This is a genomic window from Nocardia sp. NPDC050718 (assembly GCF_040654235.1).
Taxonomy (GTDB): domain Bacteria; phylum Actinomycetota; class Actinomycetes; order Mycobacteriales; family Mycobacteriaceae; genus Nocardia.
Genome location: NZ_JBFAHQ010000001.1, coordinates 1,333,101 through 1,349,870 on the forward strand (window position 1 = coordinate 1,333,101; position 16,770 = coordinate 1,349,870).

The 16,770-nt window shown below is 70.2% G+C and carries 16 protein-coding genes; 6 read left to right on the forward strand and 10 right to left on the reverse strand.

What is annotated here, in order from left to right; all coding sequences use genetic code 11:
* Positions 1 to 6: 6 nt before the first annotated feature.
* Genes AB0H54_RS06215 through AB0H54_RS06225 form a run of 3 tightly spaced genes read right to left on the reverse strand, consistent with a single transcriptional unit; the run spans position 7 to position 1,916 of the window.
* Positions 7 to 354, reverse strand: coding sequence for a thiocyanate hydrolase (locus AB0H54_RS06215; RefSeq protein ID WP_357343156.1), 348 nt, complete (start codon positions 352 to 354; stop codon positions 7 to 9).
* Positions 355 to 366: 12 nt separating this feature from the next.
* A complete protein-coding gene (scnC, locus tag AB0H54_RS06220) occupies positions 367 to 1,080 on the reverse strand; it encodes a thiocyanate hydrolase subunit gamma (RefSeq protein WP_357343158.1) in 714 nt (237 codons plus the stop codon).
* On the reverse strand, positions 1,077 to 1,916 hold the full coding sequence (locus AB0H54_RS06225) for an SH3-like domain-containing protein (RefSeq protein WP_357343160.1): 840 nt from the start codon (positions 1,914 to 1,916) through the stop codon (positions 1,077 to 1,079). The genes scnC and AB0H54_RS06225 overlap by 4 nt, the downstream gene beginning before the upstream one ends.
* 195 nt (positions 1,917 to 2,111) lie before the next feature.
* On the opposite strand from AB0H54_RS06225, the gene fdxA reads away from it, so the two are divergent.
* The 5 genes from fdxA (at position 2,112) to pruA (ending at position 8,822) form a co-directional block, all read left to right on the forward strand.
* Positions 2,112 to 2,435: a ferredoxin gene (gene fdxA, locus AB0H54_RS06230; protein WP_189026332.1), complete on the forward strand. Its 324-nt coding sequence runs from the start codon at positions 2,112 to 2,114 to the stop codon at positions 2,433 to 2,435.
* Positions 2,432 to 3,523 (forward strand): succinyldiaminopimelate transaminase, encoded by a 1,092-nt coding sequence (gene dapC, locus AB0H54_RS06235; RefSeq protein WP_355276384.1) that lies wholly within the window; start codon positions 2,432 to 2,434, stop codon positions 3,521 to 3,523. Before fdxA ends, dapC begins: the two co-directional genes overlap by 4 nt.
* A 124-nt stretch (positions 3,524 to 3,647) precedes the next feature.
* A complete protein-coding gene (locus tag AB0H54_RS06240) occupies positions 3,648 to 5,288 on the forward strand; it encodes a GMC oxidoreductase (RefSeq protein ID WP_357343163.1) in 1,641 nt (546 codons plus the stop codon).
* Between the two features lie 73 nt (positions 5,289 to 5,361).
* On the forward strand, positions 5,362 to 7,116 hold the full coding sequence (locus tag AB0H54_RS06245; RefSeq protein ID WP_357343165.1) for a protein kinase: 1,755 nt from the start codon (positions 5,362 to 5,364) through the stop codon (positions 7,114 to 7,116).
* A gap of 74 nt (positions 7,117 to 7,190) precedes the next feature.
* Positions 7,191 to 8,822: an L-glutamate gamma-semialdehyde dehydrogenase gene (gene pruA / locus AB0H54_RS06250; protein ID WP_357343166.1), complete on the forward strand. Its 1,632-nt coding sequence runs from the start codon at positions 7,191 to 7,193 to the stop codon at positions 8,820 to 8,822.
* Here the strand turns inward: pruA and AB0H54_RS06255 are convergent.
* Positions 8,819 to 9,529 (reverse strand): hypothetical protein, encoded by a 711-nt coding sequence (locus tag AB0H54_RS06255; protein ID WP_355276379.1) that lies wholly within the window; start codon positions 9,527 to 9,529, stop codon positions 8,819 to 8,821. The genes pruA and AB0H54_RS06255 overlap by 4 nt on opposite strands.
* Positions 9,530 to 9,621: 92 nt before the next feature.
* A complete protein-coding gene (locus tag AB0H54_RS06260; protein ID WP_357343169.1) occupies positions 9,622 to 10,473 on the reverse strand; it encodes an oxygenase MpaB family protein in 852 nt (283 codons plus the stop codon).
* A gap of 113 nt (positions 10,474 to 10,586) precedes the next feature.
* On the opposite strand from AB0H54_RS06260, the gene AB0H54_RS06265 reads away from it, so the two are divergent.
* The gene (locus AB0H54_RS06265; protein WP_357343171.1) at positions 10,587 to 12,014 is read left to right on the forward strand and encodes an acyl-CoA synthetase; all 1,428 of its coding nucleotides are present in this window, start codon (positions 10,587 to 10,589) and stop codon (positions 12,012 to 12,014) included.
* A 1-nt stretch (position 12,015) separates the two neighbouring features.
* On the opposite strand, the gene AB0H54_RS06270 is transcribed toward AB0H54_RS06265, so the two are convergent.
* From AB0H54_RS06270 to AB0H54_RS06290, 5 genes are all read right to left on the reverse strand, one after another.
* Positions 12,016 to 12,687 (reverse strand): molybdopterin-dependent oxidoreductase, encoded by a 672-nt coding sequence (locus AB0H54_RS06270; protein WP_357343173.1) that lies wholly within the window; start codon positions 12,685 to 12,687, stop codon positions 12,016 to 12,018.
* A 130-nt stretch (positions 12,688 to 12,817) separates the two neighbouring features.
* Entirely contained in the window at positions 12,818 to 13,705 is an 888-nt protein-coding gene (locus AB0H54_RS06275; RefSeq protein WP_357343175.1) for an RNA polymerase sigma-70 factor, read from the reverse strand.
* Positions 13,681 to 14,760, reverse strand: a complete 1,080-nt coding sequence (locus AB0H54_RS06280) for an FAD-dependent oxidoreductase (protein WP_357343177.1) — start codon at positions 14,758 to 14,760, stop codon at positions 13,681 to 13,683. The genes AB0H54_RS06275 and AB0H54_RS06280 overlap by 25 nt, the downstream gene beginning before the upstream one ends.
* A 156-nt stretch (positions 14,761 to 14,916) precedes the next feature.
* A complete protein-coding gene (dapD, locus tag AB0H54_RS06285; protein WP_357343179.1) occupies positions 14,917 to 15,867 on the reverse strand; it encodes a 2,3,4,5-tetrahydropyridine-2,6-dicarboxylate N-succinyltransferase in 951 nt (316 codons plus the stop codon).
* Positions 15,868 to 15,982: 115 nt separating this feature from the next.
* Positions 15,983 to 16,600: a hypothetical protein gene (locus AB0H54_RS06290; RefSeq protein WP_355276368.1), complete on the reverse strand. Its 618-nt coding sequence runs from the start codon at positions 16,598 to 16,600 to the stop codon at positions 15,983 to 15,985.
* Positions 16,601 to 16,770: the final 170 nt, after the last annotated feature.

Here is a 16,770-nt window from a genome sequence, read left to right on the forward strand (position 1 = left end):
GGCGGATCAGGATTCGAGCCGGGCTCGAATCCTGATCAGGCGCTCCGCCAGCTCGGTCTCGTCGATGACGCCCCGGGCCACCAGCGAGTGCGCCAGGGCGACGAGCTGGTTCTCGGGGTAGGGCAGGCTGGGATAGACGGTCGCCGCCAGCGTGTCCTCGTCGTCGCGTCTGGCTTGGAAGTCCAGGCCGCCCGGTGCGCACGCGGCGTGATCGAGCGCGTCGCAGAGGCCGTCCAGGCTGGACTTCCACGGTGGCAGGGGATTGGTCACGCCGTACTGGGCGGCCATCCGGGGCCACACCTGGTCGCGATCGACGATCGCCCGCAACGACGCGATCTCGCGTGGGGTACTCATCGCTGCCTTCCGCTAGGTCGCCGGGTGGATGGCGGGCCGGGTCGCGGTGATCACATTGGTGGTCACCCCCGGCTTCGGGAGCGCGACGCCGATCAGGCAGTCCCTGGTGATGATCTCCGCGAGCTGATCCTCGGTCCACCCGTCGGTGCCGTCGGGCCGCATCGGCAGCACCATGAACCGGTGCTTCTGATTCGAATCGTGCACCCGCACCGCGACCTCCGGCGGCAGGGTGAGCCCGAACTCCGAGAGCACCTGACGCGGCCAGCGCACCATGCGGCGCCGGTAGTTCGGCGTGCGATACCACTCGGGCGAGTTGCCCAGGATCGGGCGCGGGTAGCACGAGCACAGCGCGCACACGATCACGTTGTGCAGCGTCGGGGTGTCGGCGAGGATGGAGAACGCGGTGAAGTCGCTGGGCGTGCCGAAACCGGTCGGTTCCAGCCAGTCCACGCCCACCGCCTTGCTCGCCGTCATCGGCTCGGCCAGCGCCAGCGCCTGGAAATCGGGATCGAGCCAGGCCCTGGCCACCAGGCGCACCGCGGGCGTCGGCCCGATCTGTTCGGCGAACTCGGTGAACCGCCGGTGCTCCTCGGCGGTGAAGATCCCCTTCTCGATGCACAGTTCGCGCAGCGCGATCTCGAGCACCTCGAAATCGGTGATCTCGTCGACCATGGGAGCCACGGTGCGCTCGTGATCGTGATCGTGATCGTGCTCGTGGCCGGTCATGACGCCACCTGGAGCCAGCGTTCGGGGATCTCGGTGCGCAGCACGTCGGCGGCGGTGCCGGTGTAGCCGTGCCACAGGCGCGCGAGCTCGAACTCGACGACGTAGAACCACTCGGGTGTCGCGTCGTGCCGGTCCCACGTCTCGTCCTCGGGGGCCGGGCTCTCGTAGGCCAGCGAGGTGATCCGGCCGACCGCGCCGCGCACGTACTCCGGCGTGCGGGTGTAGAACAGCGCGGGCAGTTCCCTGACCCGCACGGCGTCGCCGACCGCGAAGGCCGCCGCGCCCGCCTGCCCGGCGAAGACCTGCGGATCGCCCTTGCCGACCGCCGCGAGGTGGTGCCGGTTGCGGCTGACCCCCGTGCCGTCGCCCTCGAACTTCGGCTGGGCGGTCGGCGGTTTCCCGCCCAGGCCGTCCACGTACCGCGCCTGGATCTCGAGCAGGCGTTCACTGAGTTCGGTCAGGCCGATGTGCTGCTTCTCGACCAGCACCCGGGCGACGGCGAGCAGCCAGCGGCCGTAGTACGGCAGGCCGAGGTACATGGTGCGGCCCAGGTCGACATTGCCGATCCGGCGCCGCTCCTCGGACAGCCAGATCCCGCGCCAGGCGAGTACCTCGCAGATCACATAGGTGTTGTGCTCCCAGACCTCGTACTGTTTGTTCTCGTAGGTGATCGCAGCGTCGGGTTCACCGCCGACATCGTGGTCGGTCTTGAGATAGGCCCACAGCCGCGCGTGGTCGAGGAGGTCCGGCGGCGGCGCGTCGGGAAGTTCGGGATATGCGGATTTCAGCCGGGCTACCAGATCAAGCGCGGCCGCACGATCTTCCGCCGTACTCATGGCGGCTCCCTTCGTTGCGCTGACGACAACGAGATCCTGTTCTGAATCTAGGGTCCGATACGCCGGAGGTAAAGAGTGATCGGCTGATCGAGAGTGCGAGTTAGGGCAGGCTGACCTGGGACTGAGGTGCGGTCTCGGGATAGGGTTTCGGTGGCGGAGTACCACCGCAGGTGAGGACAGACTAGGAGAACGGCAGTGCCGTACATCATCGCTGAACCGTGCGTTGACGTGAAGGACAAGGCGTGCATCGAGGAATGCCCCGTGGATTGCATCTACGAGGGTGGCCGCATGCTCTACATCCAACCCGACGAGTGCGTTGACTGTGGTGCGTGTGAGCCGGTCTGCCCGGTGGAGGCGATCTTCTACGAGGACGACACCCCGGACCAGTGGAGCGGTTACATCAACGCCAACGTCGACTTCTTCGACGAGCTCGGTTCCCCCGGTGGCGCCACCAAGGTGGGCAAGGTCGACTTCGACCCGGCCTTCATCAAGGCGCTGCCGCCCATGGCTGAAGAATGAGGGTCAGCAGCCTGCTGCCGGATTTCCCCTGGGACACGATCGCCGCGGTCAAGGAGAAGGCGGCCGCCCACCCCGGTGGGCTGGTCGACCTGTCGGTCGGTACGCCGGTCGACCCGGTCGATCCGCTGATCCAGGAGGCGCTGCGATCGGTCGCCGAGGTCCCCGGGTACCCGACCACGCACGGCACCCCTGAGCTGCGCGCCGCCGCCGTCGCGGCCATGGCGCGCCGGTTCGGGATCACCGGCGTCGACCCGGCCGCCGTGCTGCCGGTGATCGGCACCAAGGAGCTCATAGCCGGGCTGCCGCGCCTGCTCGGGCTCGGCTCCGACGATCTCGTCGTGATCCCCGAGATCGCCTACCCGACCTACGAGGTCGGCGTGCTGCTGGCGGGCGCCAAGCCGTGGCGCGCGGACGGTCTGACCCAGATCGGACCGCAGAAGCCCGCGCTGATCTTCGTGAACTCGCCGTCGAACCCGACCGGCAAGGTGCTCGGGATCGAGCACCTGCGCAAGGTGGTCGCGTTCGCGCGCGAGCGCGGGGCCGTCGTCGCCTCCGACGAGTGCTACCTGGGCCTGACCTGGGAGGGCGAGGCCGTCTCGATCCTCGACCCGCGCGTGTGCGACGGCGACCACACCGGCCTGCTGGCGATCCACTCGCTGTCGAAGACCTCGAATCTCGCCAGCTACCGCGCCGGCTTCGTCGCGGGCGACCCGGAACTGGTCGCCGAACTGCTCGAGGTGCGTAAGCACTCCGGCATGATGCTGCCGTTCCCGATCCAGGCCGCGATGACCGCCGCCCTGACCGACGACGAGCACGAGGCGCGCCAGCGCGAGCGTTACCGCGCGCGTCGCGAGATCCTGCGAAAGGCATTGCAGGAGGCCGGTTTCCGGATCGACTACTCCGACGCGGGACTGTACCTGTGGGCCACCCGCGGCGAGGCGTGCCGACGCACCCTGGACTGGCTGGCCGAGCGTGGAATCCTCGCCGCGCCCGGTGATTTCTACGGTCCGCGCTCGCCGGAGCACGTGCGGATCGCGCTCACCGCGACCGACGAACGGGTGGCCGCCGCGGCCGAACGCCTGGCCTGAAGCACCGCCTCCGCAAACCCCGGGCACCGTGGTGTCCGGGGTTTCGTTTGTTCGAAACGCGTTCGTTTCAGTGCAAGTCTCGGTATAACAGGTTCTCATTGCAGTCTCGATGAGGAGCCTCTCTGTGCGTGAATTCTTGTATGAAAAGCCAGGTCAGTACCAATACACCCGGGGCATTTCGCGCCGCGGGTTCCTAGCTGCAACAGGTTTCACGCTAGGCGCGGCCGCGCTGGCGAGTCGCGCTGTCGCCGCGGCGGCGCCCGCGGCCGACGGCGACAAGGTGCCCGCCCTGGTGATCGGCAGCGGCTACGGCGGCTCGGTCGCCGCGCTGCGCCTGGCCCAGGCGGGTGTCGACGTCCTCGTCGCCGAGATGGGCATGTCCTGGACCAAGCCGGGGCCCGACGGCGACATCTTCTGTCCGGTCCTGAAACCCGACGGCCGCTCCTACTGGCTGCGCGACACCACCGATCAGCCGGTCGGGTACTTCATGGGCGGGTCCTACAACAAGGACATCGACCGCTACACCGGCGTGCTCGACTCCGAGGGCTTCGGCGGCATCCGGGTCTACCAGGGGCGTGGCGTCGGTGGCGGCTCGCTGGTCAACGGCGGCATGGCGGTGACGCCGAAGCGGGAGAACTTCGGCGCCATCCTGCCCTCGGTGAACGCCGACGAGATGTACGCCACCTACTACCCGCGCGCCAACAGCGCGCTCGGGGTGAACACCATCGACCAGAACTGGTTCGAATCGGCCGAGTGCTACCAGTTCGCGCGCGTCGGCCGCAAACATGCCGAAAGATCCGGATTCGGCTGGACTTTCGTGCCCAACGTCTACGACTTCGAGTACATGAAGAAGGAGCAGGCGAACACGGTGCGCCGGTCCGCGCTCGCGGGCGAGGTGATCTACGGCAACAACGCGGGCAAACGCTCGCTGGACAAGACCTACCTGGCGGCGGCCACCGGCACCGGCAAGGTGACCATCGCCGCCCAGCACATGGTCACCTCGGTCACGCCCAGCGGCAGCGGATACGAGGTCGAGATGGCGGTGATCGATACGCAGGGCCGGACCACCTCGACCAAGAAGGTGACCGCGGACCGGGTCTTCTTCGCGGCGGGCAGCGTCGGCACCAGCAAGCTGCTGGTCGCGATGAAAGCCAAAGGGCAGCTGCGCAATCTGTCCGACGCGGTGGGCCAGAAGTGGGGCAACAACGGCAATGTCATGGTCGGGCGGGCCAATCACATGTGGGACGCCACCGGCAGCCTCCAGTCGGCGATGCCGTGCCTCGGCATCGACAACTGGGCCGACGCGGGCGGTCCGGCCTTCGCCGAGGTCGCGCCGTTCCCGTCCGGGATCGAGACCTATGTCAGCCTGTACCTGGCGATCACGAAGAACCCGAACCGGGGCAAGTTCACCTTCAACTCCGGCACCGGCAAGGTGGATCTGAACTGGCAGACCGCCTGGAACCAGTCCTCGATCGACGCCGCCAAGCGGATCTTCGACAAGATCAACAAGAAGGAGGGCACGATCTACCGGACCGATCTGTTCGGCGTCTACAAGACCTGGGGTGACGACTTCACCTACCACCCGCTGGGCGGTTGCGTGCTCAACGAGGCCACCGACAACTACGGTCGCCTGCACGGCTACCCGGGTCTCTACGTCATCGACGGCGCGCTGATCCCCGGCAACACCAGCGTGAATCCCTTCGTCACCATCACCGCGCTGGCCGAGCGCAATATCGAGCGGATCATCGCCGACGATCTGCGCTGATCTCGCGTTCCGGCTGCCGGATCGGCTAGGGTCCGGCAGTCGGAGCGGTATGGGATCGAAAGGCTCGTCACGGATGCACGGGGTGGAATTCGGCGCGGGCTCGGTGTTCGCCGGGTATCGGATCGAACGGTTGCTCGGCCGGGGTGGGATGGGGACCGTCTACCTGGCGGCGCACCCGCGGCTGCCGCGCCAGGTGGCGCTGAAACTGCTGAATCGCGAACTGTCCTCGGACCCGGAGGTGCGTGGCCGGTTCGAACGCGAGGCCGATGTCTCGGCGCACCTGGACCATCCCGGCATCGTGTCGGTGCTCGACCGCGGTGTCGAGGACGGGCTGATGTGGATCTCCATGCAGTACGTCGACGGCACCGACGCGTCGGTGTTCCGCGGCGCGGCACTCGACCCCGCCCGTGCGGTCGGCATCGTCGCCCAGACCGCCGAGGCGCTGGACTACGCCCACGAGCGCGGTGTGCTGCACCGGGATGTGAAGCCCGCAAACATCTTGCTGGCCGCGGCCCGTGCCGGCGACCGCGTGCTGCTCACCGACTTCGGCATCGCCCGCCTGCGCGGCGACGCCCGCCAGCTCACCCGGACCGGCGCGTTCCTGGCGACCCTGGCCTACGCCTCGCCGGAACAGCTCTCCGGCGCGTCCGTCGATCACCGCTCCGACCAGTACTCCCTCGGGTGCACCCTGTTCACCCTGCTCACCGGCGAAAGTCCGTTCCCCGCCGACAATCCCGGCGCGGTGGTCGCCGCGCATCTGAGCAAGCCGGTGCCGCGTGCGTCCGCGACGGTTCCGTCCTTGCCGCCAGGTGTCGATGCGGTGATCGCCCGCGCGCTGGCCAAGGACCCGGCCGAACGATTCGACAGCTGTGCGGAATTCGCCAAGGCGGCGGTGGACGCGCTCGGCGGCGCGACCGCCTCGCCCACGCAGCCGTCGCCGCGGAACGCACAGACGCCGCCCGCTCCGAATCAGCAAGTGCCGACGGCATTCACGCCGTCCGGGCATGGTGAGCAGGCATCGCACCAGGGCCCGAGCGCACCCGGCTCTGGCCACAAGGGGCCGAGCGCACCCGGTTCGAGCCACCCGGCGCCGCGGCCCGGCACGCAGCCGGAGTCGAGTTCGATGGCGACGCTTGTGGCGCCGCCACCCTCGGCGCCGCAGCTTCCGATCGCGGGCGGCCCCGGTTGGCACGCGCCGCCACCCGGCTACGCCCCGCGTCCGGGTACGCGGTCCGCTCCGCCGCGCAAGTCCGTGTCGTCGCGCTGGCGCGCGCTCGCGGTCACCTTGCTCGTGCTGGCCATGGTGGGCGGTGTCGGGGTGGTCGGGATCGGCGCGGTCTACTGGAAGTTCGTGCGGCCGGGCCGGATCGCGCCGCCGCCCGTCGCGTCGTGGGGTGAGCACAGTTCGCTGGTCTCCGACTTCCCCCAGATGCTGCCCAAGGATCCGACCGCCACGGGGTGGTCGGACTCGAAGTGCTTCCCCACGGGCGCGATGATCGTGCAACCCGGTGATCCGGTGCCGGTCCGGCAGATCACCTGCACGGACTCGCTCGGTGTCACCTCCTGGTACACCCAGTACGCCACCGCCGCCGACGCGGACGCCTATCTCGGTCGCCACGCCACGGCGGATCCCACCACCACCCGTGGGGCCGCGCTCGGCGCGAATGCCACCGTCACGGCCTGGCGCCCGCGCGCCGGTGAGCCCTTCACCCTCGCGGTGCGGCGTGCCGTCGACGGCGTGGGCCAGCCGGTCGTCGTCGAGGTCGCCGCGGCGGGCGGATCGTTCGAATCGACGCAGCTCGGCTGGTACCTGTGGGCGCCGCTGTAGCGGTGGAAGCTCGCCACGCGCCGGGCGACATCTCGGTCCGGGCGATCTTGGGGCCGCGGCGATAGCCTCGGGGTATGGACGCTGTCACGGTGGTTCCGGTGCCCGCGAACGAGCCGGCGCAGTCGTACGCGCCGGGGACGGCGGGGCGGGAGCGGCTGCGAGCGCGGCTGGCCGAGATCGCGGGGGAGTGCGTCGACGTGCCGCTGCTGATCGGCGGGCAGGAGCGGAGCGGGGACGGTGAGCGGCACGGGATCGTGGCGCCGCACCGGCGGTCGCTGGTGCTGGGGACCTACACCGACACCACGCACGAGGAGGCGAGCGACGCGATCGAGGCCGCGGTGCGCGCGGCGCCGCAGTGGCGGGAGATGTCCTTCGACGAGCGGGCCGCGGTCTTCCTGCGCGCCGCCGATCTGATGTCGGGACCGTGGCGCGAGACCGTGGCCGCGGCCACCATGCTCGGGCAGTCCAAGTCGGCGGTGCAGGCCGAGATCGACGCGCCGTGCGAGCTGGTCGACTTCTGGCGGTTCAATGTCGCCTACGCGCGCCAGATCCTCGAGGGGCAGCCACAGTCGGGTCCCGGCGTCTGGAACCGGATGGACTACCGGCCGCTGGAGGGCTTCGTCTACGCGATCACCCCGTTCAATTTCAGTGCCATCGCGGGCAATCTGCCCACCGCGCCCGCGCTGATGGGCAACACGGTGATCTGGAAGCCGTCCTCGTCGCAGACCCTGGCGGCCTGGGTCACGATGCGGATCCTGGTCGCCGCCGGGCTGCCGCCCGGTGTGATCAACCTGGTCACCGGCCACGGCCGGGACCTCTCCGAGATCGCGCTCGCGGACCCGCGCCTGGCCGGCATCCACTTCACCGGCTCGACCAAGACCTTCCGCTACCTGTGGCAGCAGGTCGGCGCGAATATCGCGGGCTACCACAGCTATCCGCGCCTGGTCGGGGAGACCGGCGGCAAGGACTTCATCCTCGCCCATCCCTCCGCGGACCCGGACGCGTTGTCCACAGCCATGATTCGTGGCGCCTTCGAATACCAGGGCCAGAAGTGCTCGGCCGCCTCGCGCGCCTACGTGCCGCGCTCGCTGTGGCGGACGATGGGGGAGAAGTTCCTGGCCACGGTCGAGGAGCTGACCTACGGTGACGTCGCCGACCTCGCGAATTTCGGTGGCGCGCTGATCGATCAGCGCGCCTACGACAAGGGCGTCGCCGCCATCGAGCGCGCCAGGGACGCGGGCCTCACCATCGCCGCGGGTGGCACCTACGACGACAGCGTCGGCTGGTTCGTCCGCCCGACGGTGCTGCTCGCCGACGACCCGCACGACGACGCCTTCCGCACCGAGTACTTCGCGCCCATCCTGTCGGTGTACGTCTACGACGACGACGCGCCCGACGCCTTCGACGTCCTGCTGGCCGAGGTCGACTCGACCTCGCCGTACGCGCTCACCGGCGCGGTCTTCGCCCGCGACCGCGCGGTGATCGAGAAGGCGAGCGCCGCACTGCGCTACGCGGCGGGCAACTTCTACGTCAACGACAAGCCGACCGGCGCGGTGGTCGGCCAGCAGCCCTTCGGCGGTGCCAGGGCCTCCGGCACCGACGACAAGGCGGGCTCCCCGCTGAACCTGCTGCGCTGGGTCGCCCCGCGCGTGCTCAAGGAGACCTTCGTCCCGCCGACCGACTACCGCTACCCGCACATGGACTAGCGCCCGCTGACCAGCTTCAGGATCACCGCGGGCAGCGCGTCGAGCACGTCGGCGGACTGCTCGGCCGGGGTGCCGTAGGTGTGCGCGGCGACCGAGAACCCGGTGCCGAAGGACGCCGACGCCACCTCGGGGGCATCCAGGTCCGACCAGCCCCACTTGCTGCCCTGCACCCCCGGCAGCTGGGCGGTGCCCCAGTTCTGGGGTGTGCCGTCGGCGGCGGTGTTGCTCGCGCCCGACATCCACCCGAAGATCGGCGAGCCGGGATCGGTGCGCTGCTTGGTGACCAGGAACTCGGTGAGATCGGCGGTGCTCGTGCTGGAGCGGCCCCAGTCGGCGGTGCCGTGGGTCGCGCGCAGCCCGTATTCGCTCGCCGTGGCCTCGATGGCCTGGGGATACTTGTTCGCCAGCTGGGTGGCGGCGCCGTCGTCGGAGTCGCGGATCATCCGTTCGGCCAGCGCGCGGTCCTCCGGCGCGCCGTCGCCGTGGCGCAGCGCGTAGTCGACGATGTAGAGCTTCGACATCGACAGCGCCGACCGCGTTTCGTGCTCGTTGGCTGTCCCCCAGGCGAATCCGCCGGGAGTCCGCACCGACAGCGCCGTCCGGGACGGCACCGTGGCCGGGTCCTCGTCGGCGTTGGCGGCGGGCGCGCCGATCACCAGACCGGCGGCGGCCGCCGCCACGCACCACATCACTGTTCGCCTGCTCATGAGCGTCCTCCGGTTCTGTGCGACGGCGATCCGATCGTGGGTATGAAACCCGAACGTCGCAGGTCGGCGCGGAAGGCGCGCGGCAGGACCGGTCAGATCAGCGGCTTACCCCGGCGCTGTCGACGGCGCATGTCGGCGAGGGTGAGGTTGAACGGGAAGTTGCGGACCACCCGCGGCAGCCTGCCCGTCACCTTGCCGCCTGCGCGCATCAGGCGATTGAGGGCGCGTTCGTCGCGCTCGGTCCAGGTCATGCCCATCTCGTCGCGGAGGTGGGCGGGGAGCAGGCCGGTGGTGAACCAGCGGTGGAACCGGGCGAACGGCAGCCGCAGGGCCGGGCTGACCATCTTCAGATCGAGCAGGTCGTCGAAGTAGGCCTTGATCGTGGCGTCGATGTGGGCCTGGGGCAGATGCTCGGTCCAGTAGGCGTCGAAGGCGGCGCGGTCGGCGGGCCACATCTCCCTGGGCACCTGCAAGGTGGTGCCGAGGTGGTGGGCGTATTCGTAGAAGGTGTCGGCGATGTCGTCGTCGGTGGGGCCGTAGATGCGGGCCATCACGTCGACCGCGCCCCAGTACAGACAGGCGGCCACCCACAGCTGGAGTTTCCGGTCGAAGGCGTTGTACTTCACCGGGCTGTCCGCGGTGGAGTGCACGTACTTGTGCGCGCCGTTGATCGCGGTGCGGTAGGCGGCGCGATCGGCGTCGTCGCCCATCAGCGCGACCGACAGATAGGTCAGGGTGGTGCGGGTTCTCTTCACCGGGTGCTTCATGATGCTGCCGCTGTGGACCCGGGATTCCGCGACGCCGTAGCCGACGGGCGCGAGGCTCAGTTGCATGATCACGTTGGCGGTCGCGCCCCAGAAGGCGGTCGAACCGTCGACGTAGTCCCGGATGTCGAATTCGGCCGGTTCGGTGCGACCCGAACGTGCGCGAGCAAGGATGGTCATCGTTGACCCCTTCATCGGTGAGAGAACTATATGACGAATGTCTCATCATGTCGTCGGGGAGTCAACGGACGGCGGCGCGCGACCGCCGAACCTCGCCGCGTTAGCGTGGACGGATGCCTTACGGTCCGCCGCTGCTGCTTGCCTCGCTCGATCCGATCGCCGTCGCCGCCGGTGCCGACATTCCCGACGCCGTCACCATCGATGATGCCACTCTGTCGCGCTCCGATCTGCTGGGTGCGGCGACCTCGGTGGCCGAGCGGATCGCCCGCGCCGACCGGGTCGCGGTGCTGGCCGAACCGACCGTGCGCACCGTGCTCGCCGTCGTCGGCTGCCTGATCGCCGGGGTGACGGTGGTGCCGGTGCCGCCCGATTCCGGCGCGGCCGAACTCGAGCACATCCTGCGTGATTCCGGTGCGCAGGCCTGGCTCGGCGCCGCGCCCGAGGGGACCGGGCTGCCGGTGGTGCCGGTGCGGCTGCACGCGCGGTCCTGGCACACCTACCCCGAGCCCGATCCCGCGTCGACGGCCTTCATCCTCTACACCTCCGGCACCACCGGCGCGCCCAAGGGCGTGATGCTCAGCCGCGCCGCCATCGCCGCCGGTCTCGACGCGCTCGCCGAGGCGTGGGGCTGGACCTGGAAAGACACCCTGGTGCACGGGCTTCCGCTGTTCCACGTGCACGGGCTGATCCTGGGCCTGCTCGGCCCGCTGCGGGTCGGCAGCCCGGTGATCCACACCGGCAAGCCGACGGCGCAGGCCTACGCGGCGGCGGGCGGCAGCCTGTACTTCGGGGTGCCGACGGTGTGGTCGCGGGTCGTCGAACAGCCCGAGCTGGCACGGCAATTGGGCAAAGCCCGGCTGCTCGTGTCGGGCAGCGCGCCGCTGCCGGTGCCGGTGTTCGAGCAACTGGCCGAGCTCACCGGGCAGGCGCCGGTGGAGCGCTACGGTATGAGCGAAACCATGATCACGCTGTCCACCCGCGCTGACGGCGAGCGCAGGCCGGGCTGGGTCGGCACGCCCGTGCGCGGGGTGGAAACCCGGCTGCGCGACGAATCCGACGCCGCGGTCCCGCACGACGGCGAGAGCATCGGCGCGCTCCAGGTGCGCGGGCCGATGCTGTTCGACGGCTACCTCAACCGTCCCGACGCCACCGCCGCGGACTGGACCGAGGACGGCTGGTTCCGCACCGGCGACGTGGCGGTCATCGACCCCGACGGCTTCCACCGCATCGTCGGGCGCGAGTCCATCGACCTCATCAAGTCCGGCGGCTACCGGATCGGCGCGGGCGAGATCGAGACCGCGCTGCTCGGCCATCCGGCGGTCGCCGAGGTCGCCGTGGTCGGCCTGCCCGACGACGATCTGGGCCAGCGCGTCGTCGCCTTCGTCGTCTCACGCGAGGGTGACTCCGCCGAGCTCGGCGCCGCGCTGATCGCCCATGTGGGCGACCAGGTCTCGGCGCACAAGCGGCCCCGCGAGGTCAGGTTCGTCGACGCGCTGCCGCGCAACGCCATGGGCAAGGTGCAGAAGAAGCTGCTCGGCTGACTCAGTCCCGCCGGGTACTGCTGCCGCGGGCGCTCAGCGCCCGGATCGGCCCGATCAGCCGATGGTAGATCGGCCGCACCACCCGACCGGGCAGGTAGCGGTGTCGTTCCTCCGCCCACACCCGGGCGCGGCGGTGCGCCGCGATCGGCGAGAACCGTTCGGGATCGGGCGGTTCGCTGACGTGGAACTCGATGCGGCACAGGTGTTTCGTGTTCACGAAGCCGTACTGGCTCGGGCTCACCAGCCGGATCGGCGCGCCGTGGTCGCTGTCGAGCGGCTGCCCGTCGAGCCGGTCGGCGATGAGCACGTCCGCGGCCAGGGCGTCGTCGAGCAGGACGATCGACTGGTAGCCGTCCAGCCCGGCGAACACGACGTGGCTGATGGCCGCGCCCGGTCGCAGGCGCGGCTCGACGACCTCCCGGTAGAACGTGGCGAACGGGATGCCCTCCCAGCGCAGCCCGGTGGCCGACCAGCCCGCGACGCAGTGGAAGTCGGCCAGCTCGGTGCGCCGGGGGAGCCCCGCGAGATCGGTCCGCGACAGCGAGACCGGCTCGGTGAGCTCGCCGCCGAGTTCGATCGTCGGGTTGGCGGGCACCGGCGGCGGCGGGTGATGGAGGTGGGTACCGAAGCGCGGGAATCCCTCGACCGCGCGCTGACCAGGGGGGAGTGCCATGACGATCCTCCAGATATACGGCTCCGTATACTTGATCAGCGTAGCGGGTCGCCGAAGCGGCGTCGAGGCACTCGAGTCCTACATCACCGAGCGTCCCGACGCGCCCATCCGACCCGGCCACGCCGTCGGCTCACTCCGGAACCCGTACCGCGCTGAGCTTTTCGGGGTTGCGCACGCAGTACACCGCGGTGATGACGCCGTCGGTGACCTCGATGGAGGTCACCTGGTCGAGGACGCCGTCGATCGTCACCGCCACGCCGGGCATCGCGTTGAAGACGCCGACCCGCACGCCCATCTCGCCCAGCCGGTCGCCCTTCTGGAGCAGGCCGATGACGAGCCGGGCCACCTTGTCCGGGCCGAGGACCGGCCTGCGCACCGCGTTGACCACGCCGCCGCCGTCGGCGATGTAGACCACGTCGGGGGCGAGCACGTCCATCAGTGCCTGGACGTCGCCGGTGGCCGCCGCGATCGAGAACCGCTCGACCACCGACTGCGCCTCGGCCGGGGTCGCGATCACGGTGTGCCGCTTGGCGTGCACGCGCGCCCTGGCCCGCTGGTTCAGTTGCCGCACCGCGGTCTCGGACTTGCCGACGGCCGCCGCGATCTCGGCGTAGCTGAACGCGAAGACCTCGCGGAGCACGAAGACCGCGCGCTGCACCGGCGTCAGCGTCTCCAGCACGAGCAGCATCGCGGTGGTCACCGCCTCGCCGGTCAGCACGTGCTCGACCCCGCCCTCGGACTCCGCCGCCAGCGGCTCGGGCAGCCAGGGCCCGATGTACTCCTCGCGCCTGCGCGCGGCCGAGCGGAGCACGCCGATCGCCTGCCTGGTGACGATCTGGGCCAGGTAGGCGCGCGGATTGTCGACGCTCGCGTGGTCGACCTCGCGCCAGCGCAGGTAGCTGTCGTGCAGTACGTCCTCGGCGTCGACGACCGAACCGAGGATCTCGTAGGCGATGGAGAACAGCAGCCTGCGGTTCTCGGCGAACTCGTCGGTCACCGCGTCGGGCCCGGCAGCCACACGCTGTTGCCGGTGCGGGCGGCGTAGGCGGCGTAGCGATTGATGCGTTCCTTGACGATCGCGGCGAGACGGCCGCTGACGTGCAGCGGCAGGGCGGTGCCGTCCAGGCGTCCGGTCTGCACGATGCCGCCGCGCCTGCCGATGCTCAGCGCCTGGCCGGTGTACCCCATCGAATAGGGCCGTGGCGCACGTCCTTCGATCACTCTGGCCAGGGTATCGGCCGCGTGCGCGCCCTGCGGTGCGGCCGTGGCGCAGGCCATGCGCTGACCCGGCACGGCGGCGCAGTCGCCGACGGCGAAGATCCGGGGATCGGTGACACTGCGCAGATACGGGTCGACCAGGGCCTTCCCGTCGGCGTCGACCGCGAGTCCGCTGCGGGCCGCCAGGTCGGGCACGGTCGACACCACCGCCCACAGGGTGAGGTCCGATTCGAGCGGGTCGCCGGAGCGCAGCCACACCGTCGCGGCCTCGATCCGCTCGACCTCGTCGGTGACGATCTCCACGCCCAGCCGGGTCAGCCCCGCCCGCGCGCTGCGCTGTCCGCCACCGGACAGGCTCGCCCCGAGCTCCGCACCGATCAGCCGCACCCGCAGGTCCGGCCGGGCGCCGGCGATCTCGGCCGCGGTCTCGATGCCGGTCAGGCCGCCACCGATCACCGTGACGCGGCCGCCCGCGGGCAGGGTGGCGAGGGCGGTGCGCGCCTGCTCGGCGCCCTCCCAGGTGCCCATCGGGATCGAGCCGGGCAGCGGCCGCGCGGTGCTGCCGACCGCGAGGAACAGATGGTCGAAGCCGAGGGTGGTGCCGTCGTCGAGGGTGACGGCACCGTCGCCGATCTTGTCGACCCCGGCGACCCGCGTCGCGATCCCGGCACCGAGCATCTCGGCGAGCGGGGTCGCCGCCGAACCGGTTCCGGCGAGTTGCTCGTGCAGCCGCACCCGTTCGACGAAGTCCGGTCGTGGATTGACGACCGTGATCCGCGCGTCCCCGGCCTTGCGCGCCAGCCTGTTCGCCGCGACGGTGCCCGCGTACCCTGCCCCGACCACCACGATGTTCATCTCTGTCTCCTGCCGTCGGTTTCTGCGTTCGACCATGTGATGCGACAGGGACCCGGTTTGTGATGGTGATGCGGGTCACACTCGCTCGGCGGTGCGGGTCCGGCGACGACAGCGGCCCCGCACTCTCGCGAGTACGGGGCCGCCGGGGAGTTCCGCTCAGTCGTTGGCGTGCAGCGCCGCGTTGAGCTCGATGCCGGTGCCCTTGCGCGGGACGACCTCGACCGCGCCGGTGGTGGAGTTGCGGCGGAACAGCAGGTTGTTCTGTCCGGACAGGGTCGCGGCCTTGACCACGGTGCCGTCGGGGCCGGTGACCTTGGTGCCCGCGGTGACGTAGAGACCCGCCTCGATCACGCAATCGTCGCCCAGCGAGATGCCGAGACCGGAGTTGGCGCCGAGCAGCGAGCGCTCGCCCACCGAGATCACCTGGGTGCCGCCGCCGGACAGGGTGCCCATGATCGACGCGCCGCCGCCCACGTCGGTGCCGTTGCCGACGACGACGCCGGCCGAGATGCGGCCCTCGACCATCGAATTGCCCAGGGTGCCGGCGTTGAAGTTGACGAAGCCCTCGTGCATGACGGTGGTGCCCGAGGCCAGGTGCGCGCCGAGGCGGACCCGGTCGGCGTCGCCGATCCGGACGCCCGAGGGCACCACGTAGTCGACCAGGCGCGGGAACTTGTCGACGCTGAGCACGGTGACCGGGCCGCGGGCGCGCAGCTTCAGCCGGGTCTGCTCGAAGCCGTCCACCGCGCACGGGCCGTGGTTGGTCCACACCACATTGCTGAGCAGGCCGAACTGGCCGTCCAGGCTCAGGCCGTGCGGCTGCACGAGGCGGTGCGAGAGCAGGTGCAGGCGCAGGTACACGTCGTGCGCGTCGACCGGGGCGGCCGAGAGGTCCGCGATCGTGGTGCGCACCGCGATCACCTCGACGCCACGCGCCGCGTCCACGCCGAGCAGCTCCGCGAACTCGCCCGCCTCGGCGGCGTCGACGCGCTTGGAGCCGGTCTCGGTGAATTCGCCCAGCTCGGGGCTGGGGTACCAGGTGTCGAGGACGGTGCCGTCCGAGGTCACGTTCGCGATACCGACTGCAGTTGCTCCCTGAATGCTCACGGAGTTCATTTTGCCGGTTCCGCGGCGCTTTGTGTCGGCCACCCCCGGGGCGGACACGGAACGCGGGCGCGCGGACGTCGAAACGTCCGCGCACCCGCGCGTCATGCCGGGTCGATCAGGGCTGGCCGGTGGCGAACGCGATCACGGCGTCCAGGAACTCCTGGCCACCCATCACGTAGCCGCCGATCAGCGCGCCCGCCGGGATGGTGATCAGCCACAGGAACGGGATGAACGCGCCGATGAGAGCGCCGATGACGATGCCGGGCAGGTTCTTGTTGACCTGCTCCATCAGCCGGTCGTAGGAGCTGATGTCCTTGGCCCCCGCGACGCTCTGCAGCTTCGCGGTGTCCTCCGGCGTCATCGCCGCCGCCAGCTTCACGGTGCGGCCGTCCTCGCTGATCTGCGGGGTGACCGCGATCGGCAGCCCGGCGACCTCGGAGCGCAGCGGCGCCTGGTCGACGGTCACGCCGTCCTGGGTGCGCAGCTGCACGGCCGAGCCGTCGGCGGCGAGCTCGAACCGGCCGCTGTCGACCGCCCAGGTGATGGTCTTGTCCGCGGGCGACACCGAGGTCGTGTAGTTGATCCCGTGGGTAGTACCGGAAGTCGCGCCCCCCGCAGCCACTACCGCGGGCTGCTCGGTCGCCACGGCGGGCTGACCATTGGCGGTGGCCGCGGTAATCCCCATCGCGGTGATCGCCAGGAATGCAGCGGTAGTGATCTTTCCGAACTTCATTTCGTGTGAATCCCTCCGTATTCTCGACCGCCCGGAAAAGGCGGCGAACGAACGCTAGCGCGGTGGAATTTCACTGCCGCGCAAGGGGGTTCATCGTCAAACAATCGTAATATTTGCCGTTAATTCGCTCGGGTAATGATTATCCCGACACGGGGATTCGGCCGCGTGGT

What these genes read in the sequence shown, in the direction of transcription:
- pruA (WP_357343166.1), top strand. Translation starts at nt 7,191, where the DNA reads ATGGACGCTGTCACGGTGGTTCCGGTGCCCGCGAACGAGCCGGCGCAG.
- AB0H54_RS06225 (WP_357343160.1), bottom strand. Translation starts at nt 1,916, where the DNA reads ATGAGTACGGCGGAAGATCGTGCGGCCGCGCTTGATCTGGTAGCCCGG.
- AB0H54_RS06260 (WP_357343169.1), bottom strand. Translation starts at nt 10,473, where the DNA reads ATGACCATCCTTGCTCGCGCACGTTCGGGTCGCACCGAACCGGCCGAA.
- AB0H54_RS06245 (WP_357343165.1), top strand. Translation starts at nt 5,362, where the DNA reads ATGCACGGGGTGGAATTCGGCGCGGGCTCGGTGTTCGCCGGGTATCGG.
- scnC (WP_357343158.1), bottom strand. Translation starts at nt 1,080, where the DNA reads ATGACCGGCCACGAGCACGATCACGATCACGATCACGAGCGCACCGTG.
- AB0H54_RS06215 (WP_357343156.1), bottom strand. Translation starts at nt 354, where the DNA reads ATGAGTACCCCACGCGAGATCGCGTCGTTGCGGGCGATCGTCGATCGC.
- AB0H54_RS06255 (WP_355276379.1), bottom strand. Translation starts at nt 9,529, where the DNA reads ATGAGCAGGCGAACAGTGATGTGGTGCGTGGCGGCGGCCGCCGCCGGT.
- AB0H54_RS06270 (WP_357343173.1), bottom strand. Translation starts at nt 12,687, where the DNA reads ATGGCACTCCCCCCTGGTCAGCGCGCGGTCGAGGGATTCCCGCGCTTC.
- AB0H54_RS06290 (WP_355276368.1), bottom strand. Translation starts at nt 16,600, where the DNA reads ATGAAGTTCGGAAAGATCACTACCGCTGCATTCCTGGCGATCACCGCG.
- dapC (WP_355276384.1), top strand. Translation starts at nt 2,432, where the DNA reads ATGAGGGTCAGCAGCCTGCTGCCGGATTTCCCCTGGGACACGATCGCC.
- AB0H54_RS06280 (WP_357343177.1), bottom strand. Translation starts at nt 14,760, where the DNA reads ATGAACATCGTGGTGGTCGGGGCAGGGTACGCGGGCACCGTCGCGGCG.
- AB0H54_RS06265 (WP_357343171.1), top strand. Translation starts at nt 10,587, where the DNA reads ATGCCTTACGGTCCGCCGCTGCTGCTTGCCTCGCTCGATCCGATCGCC.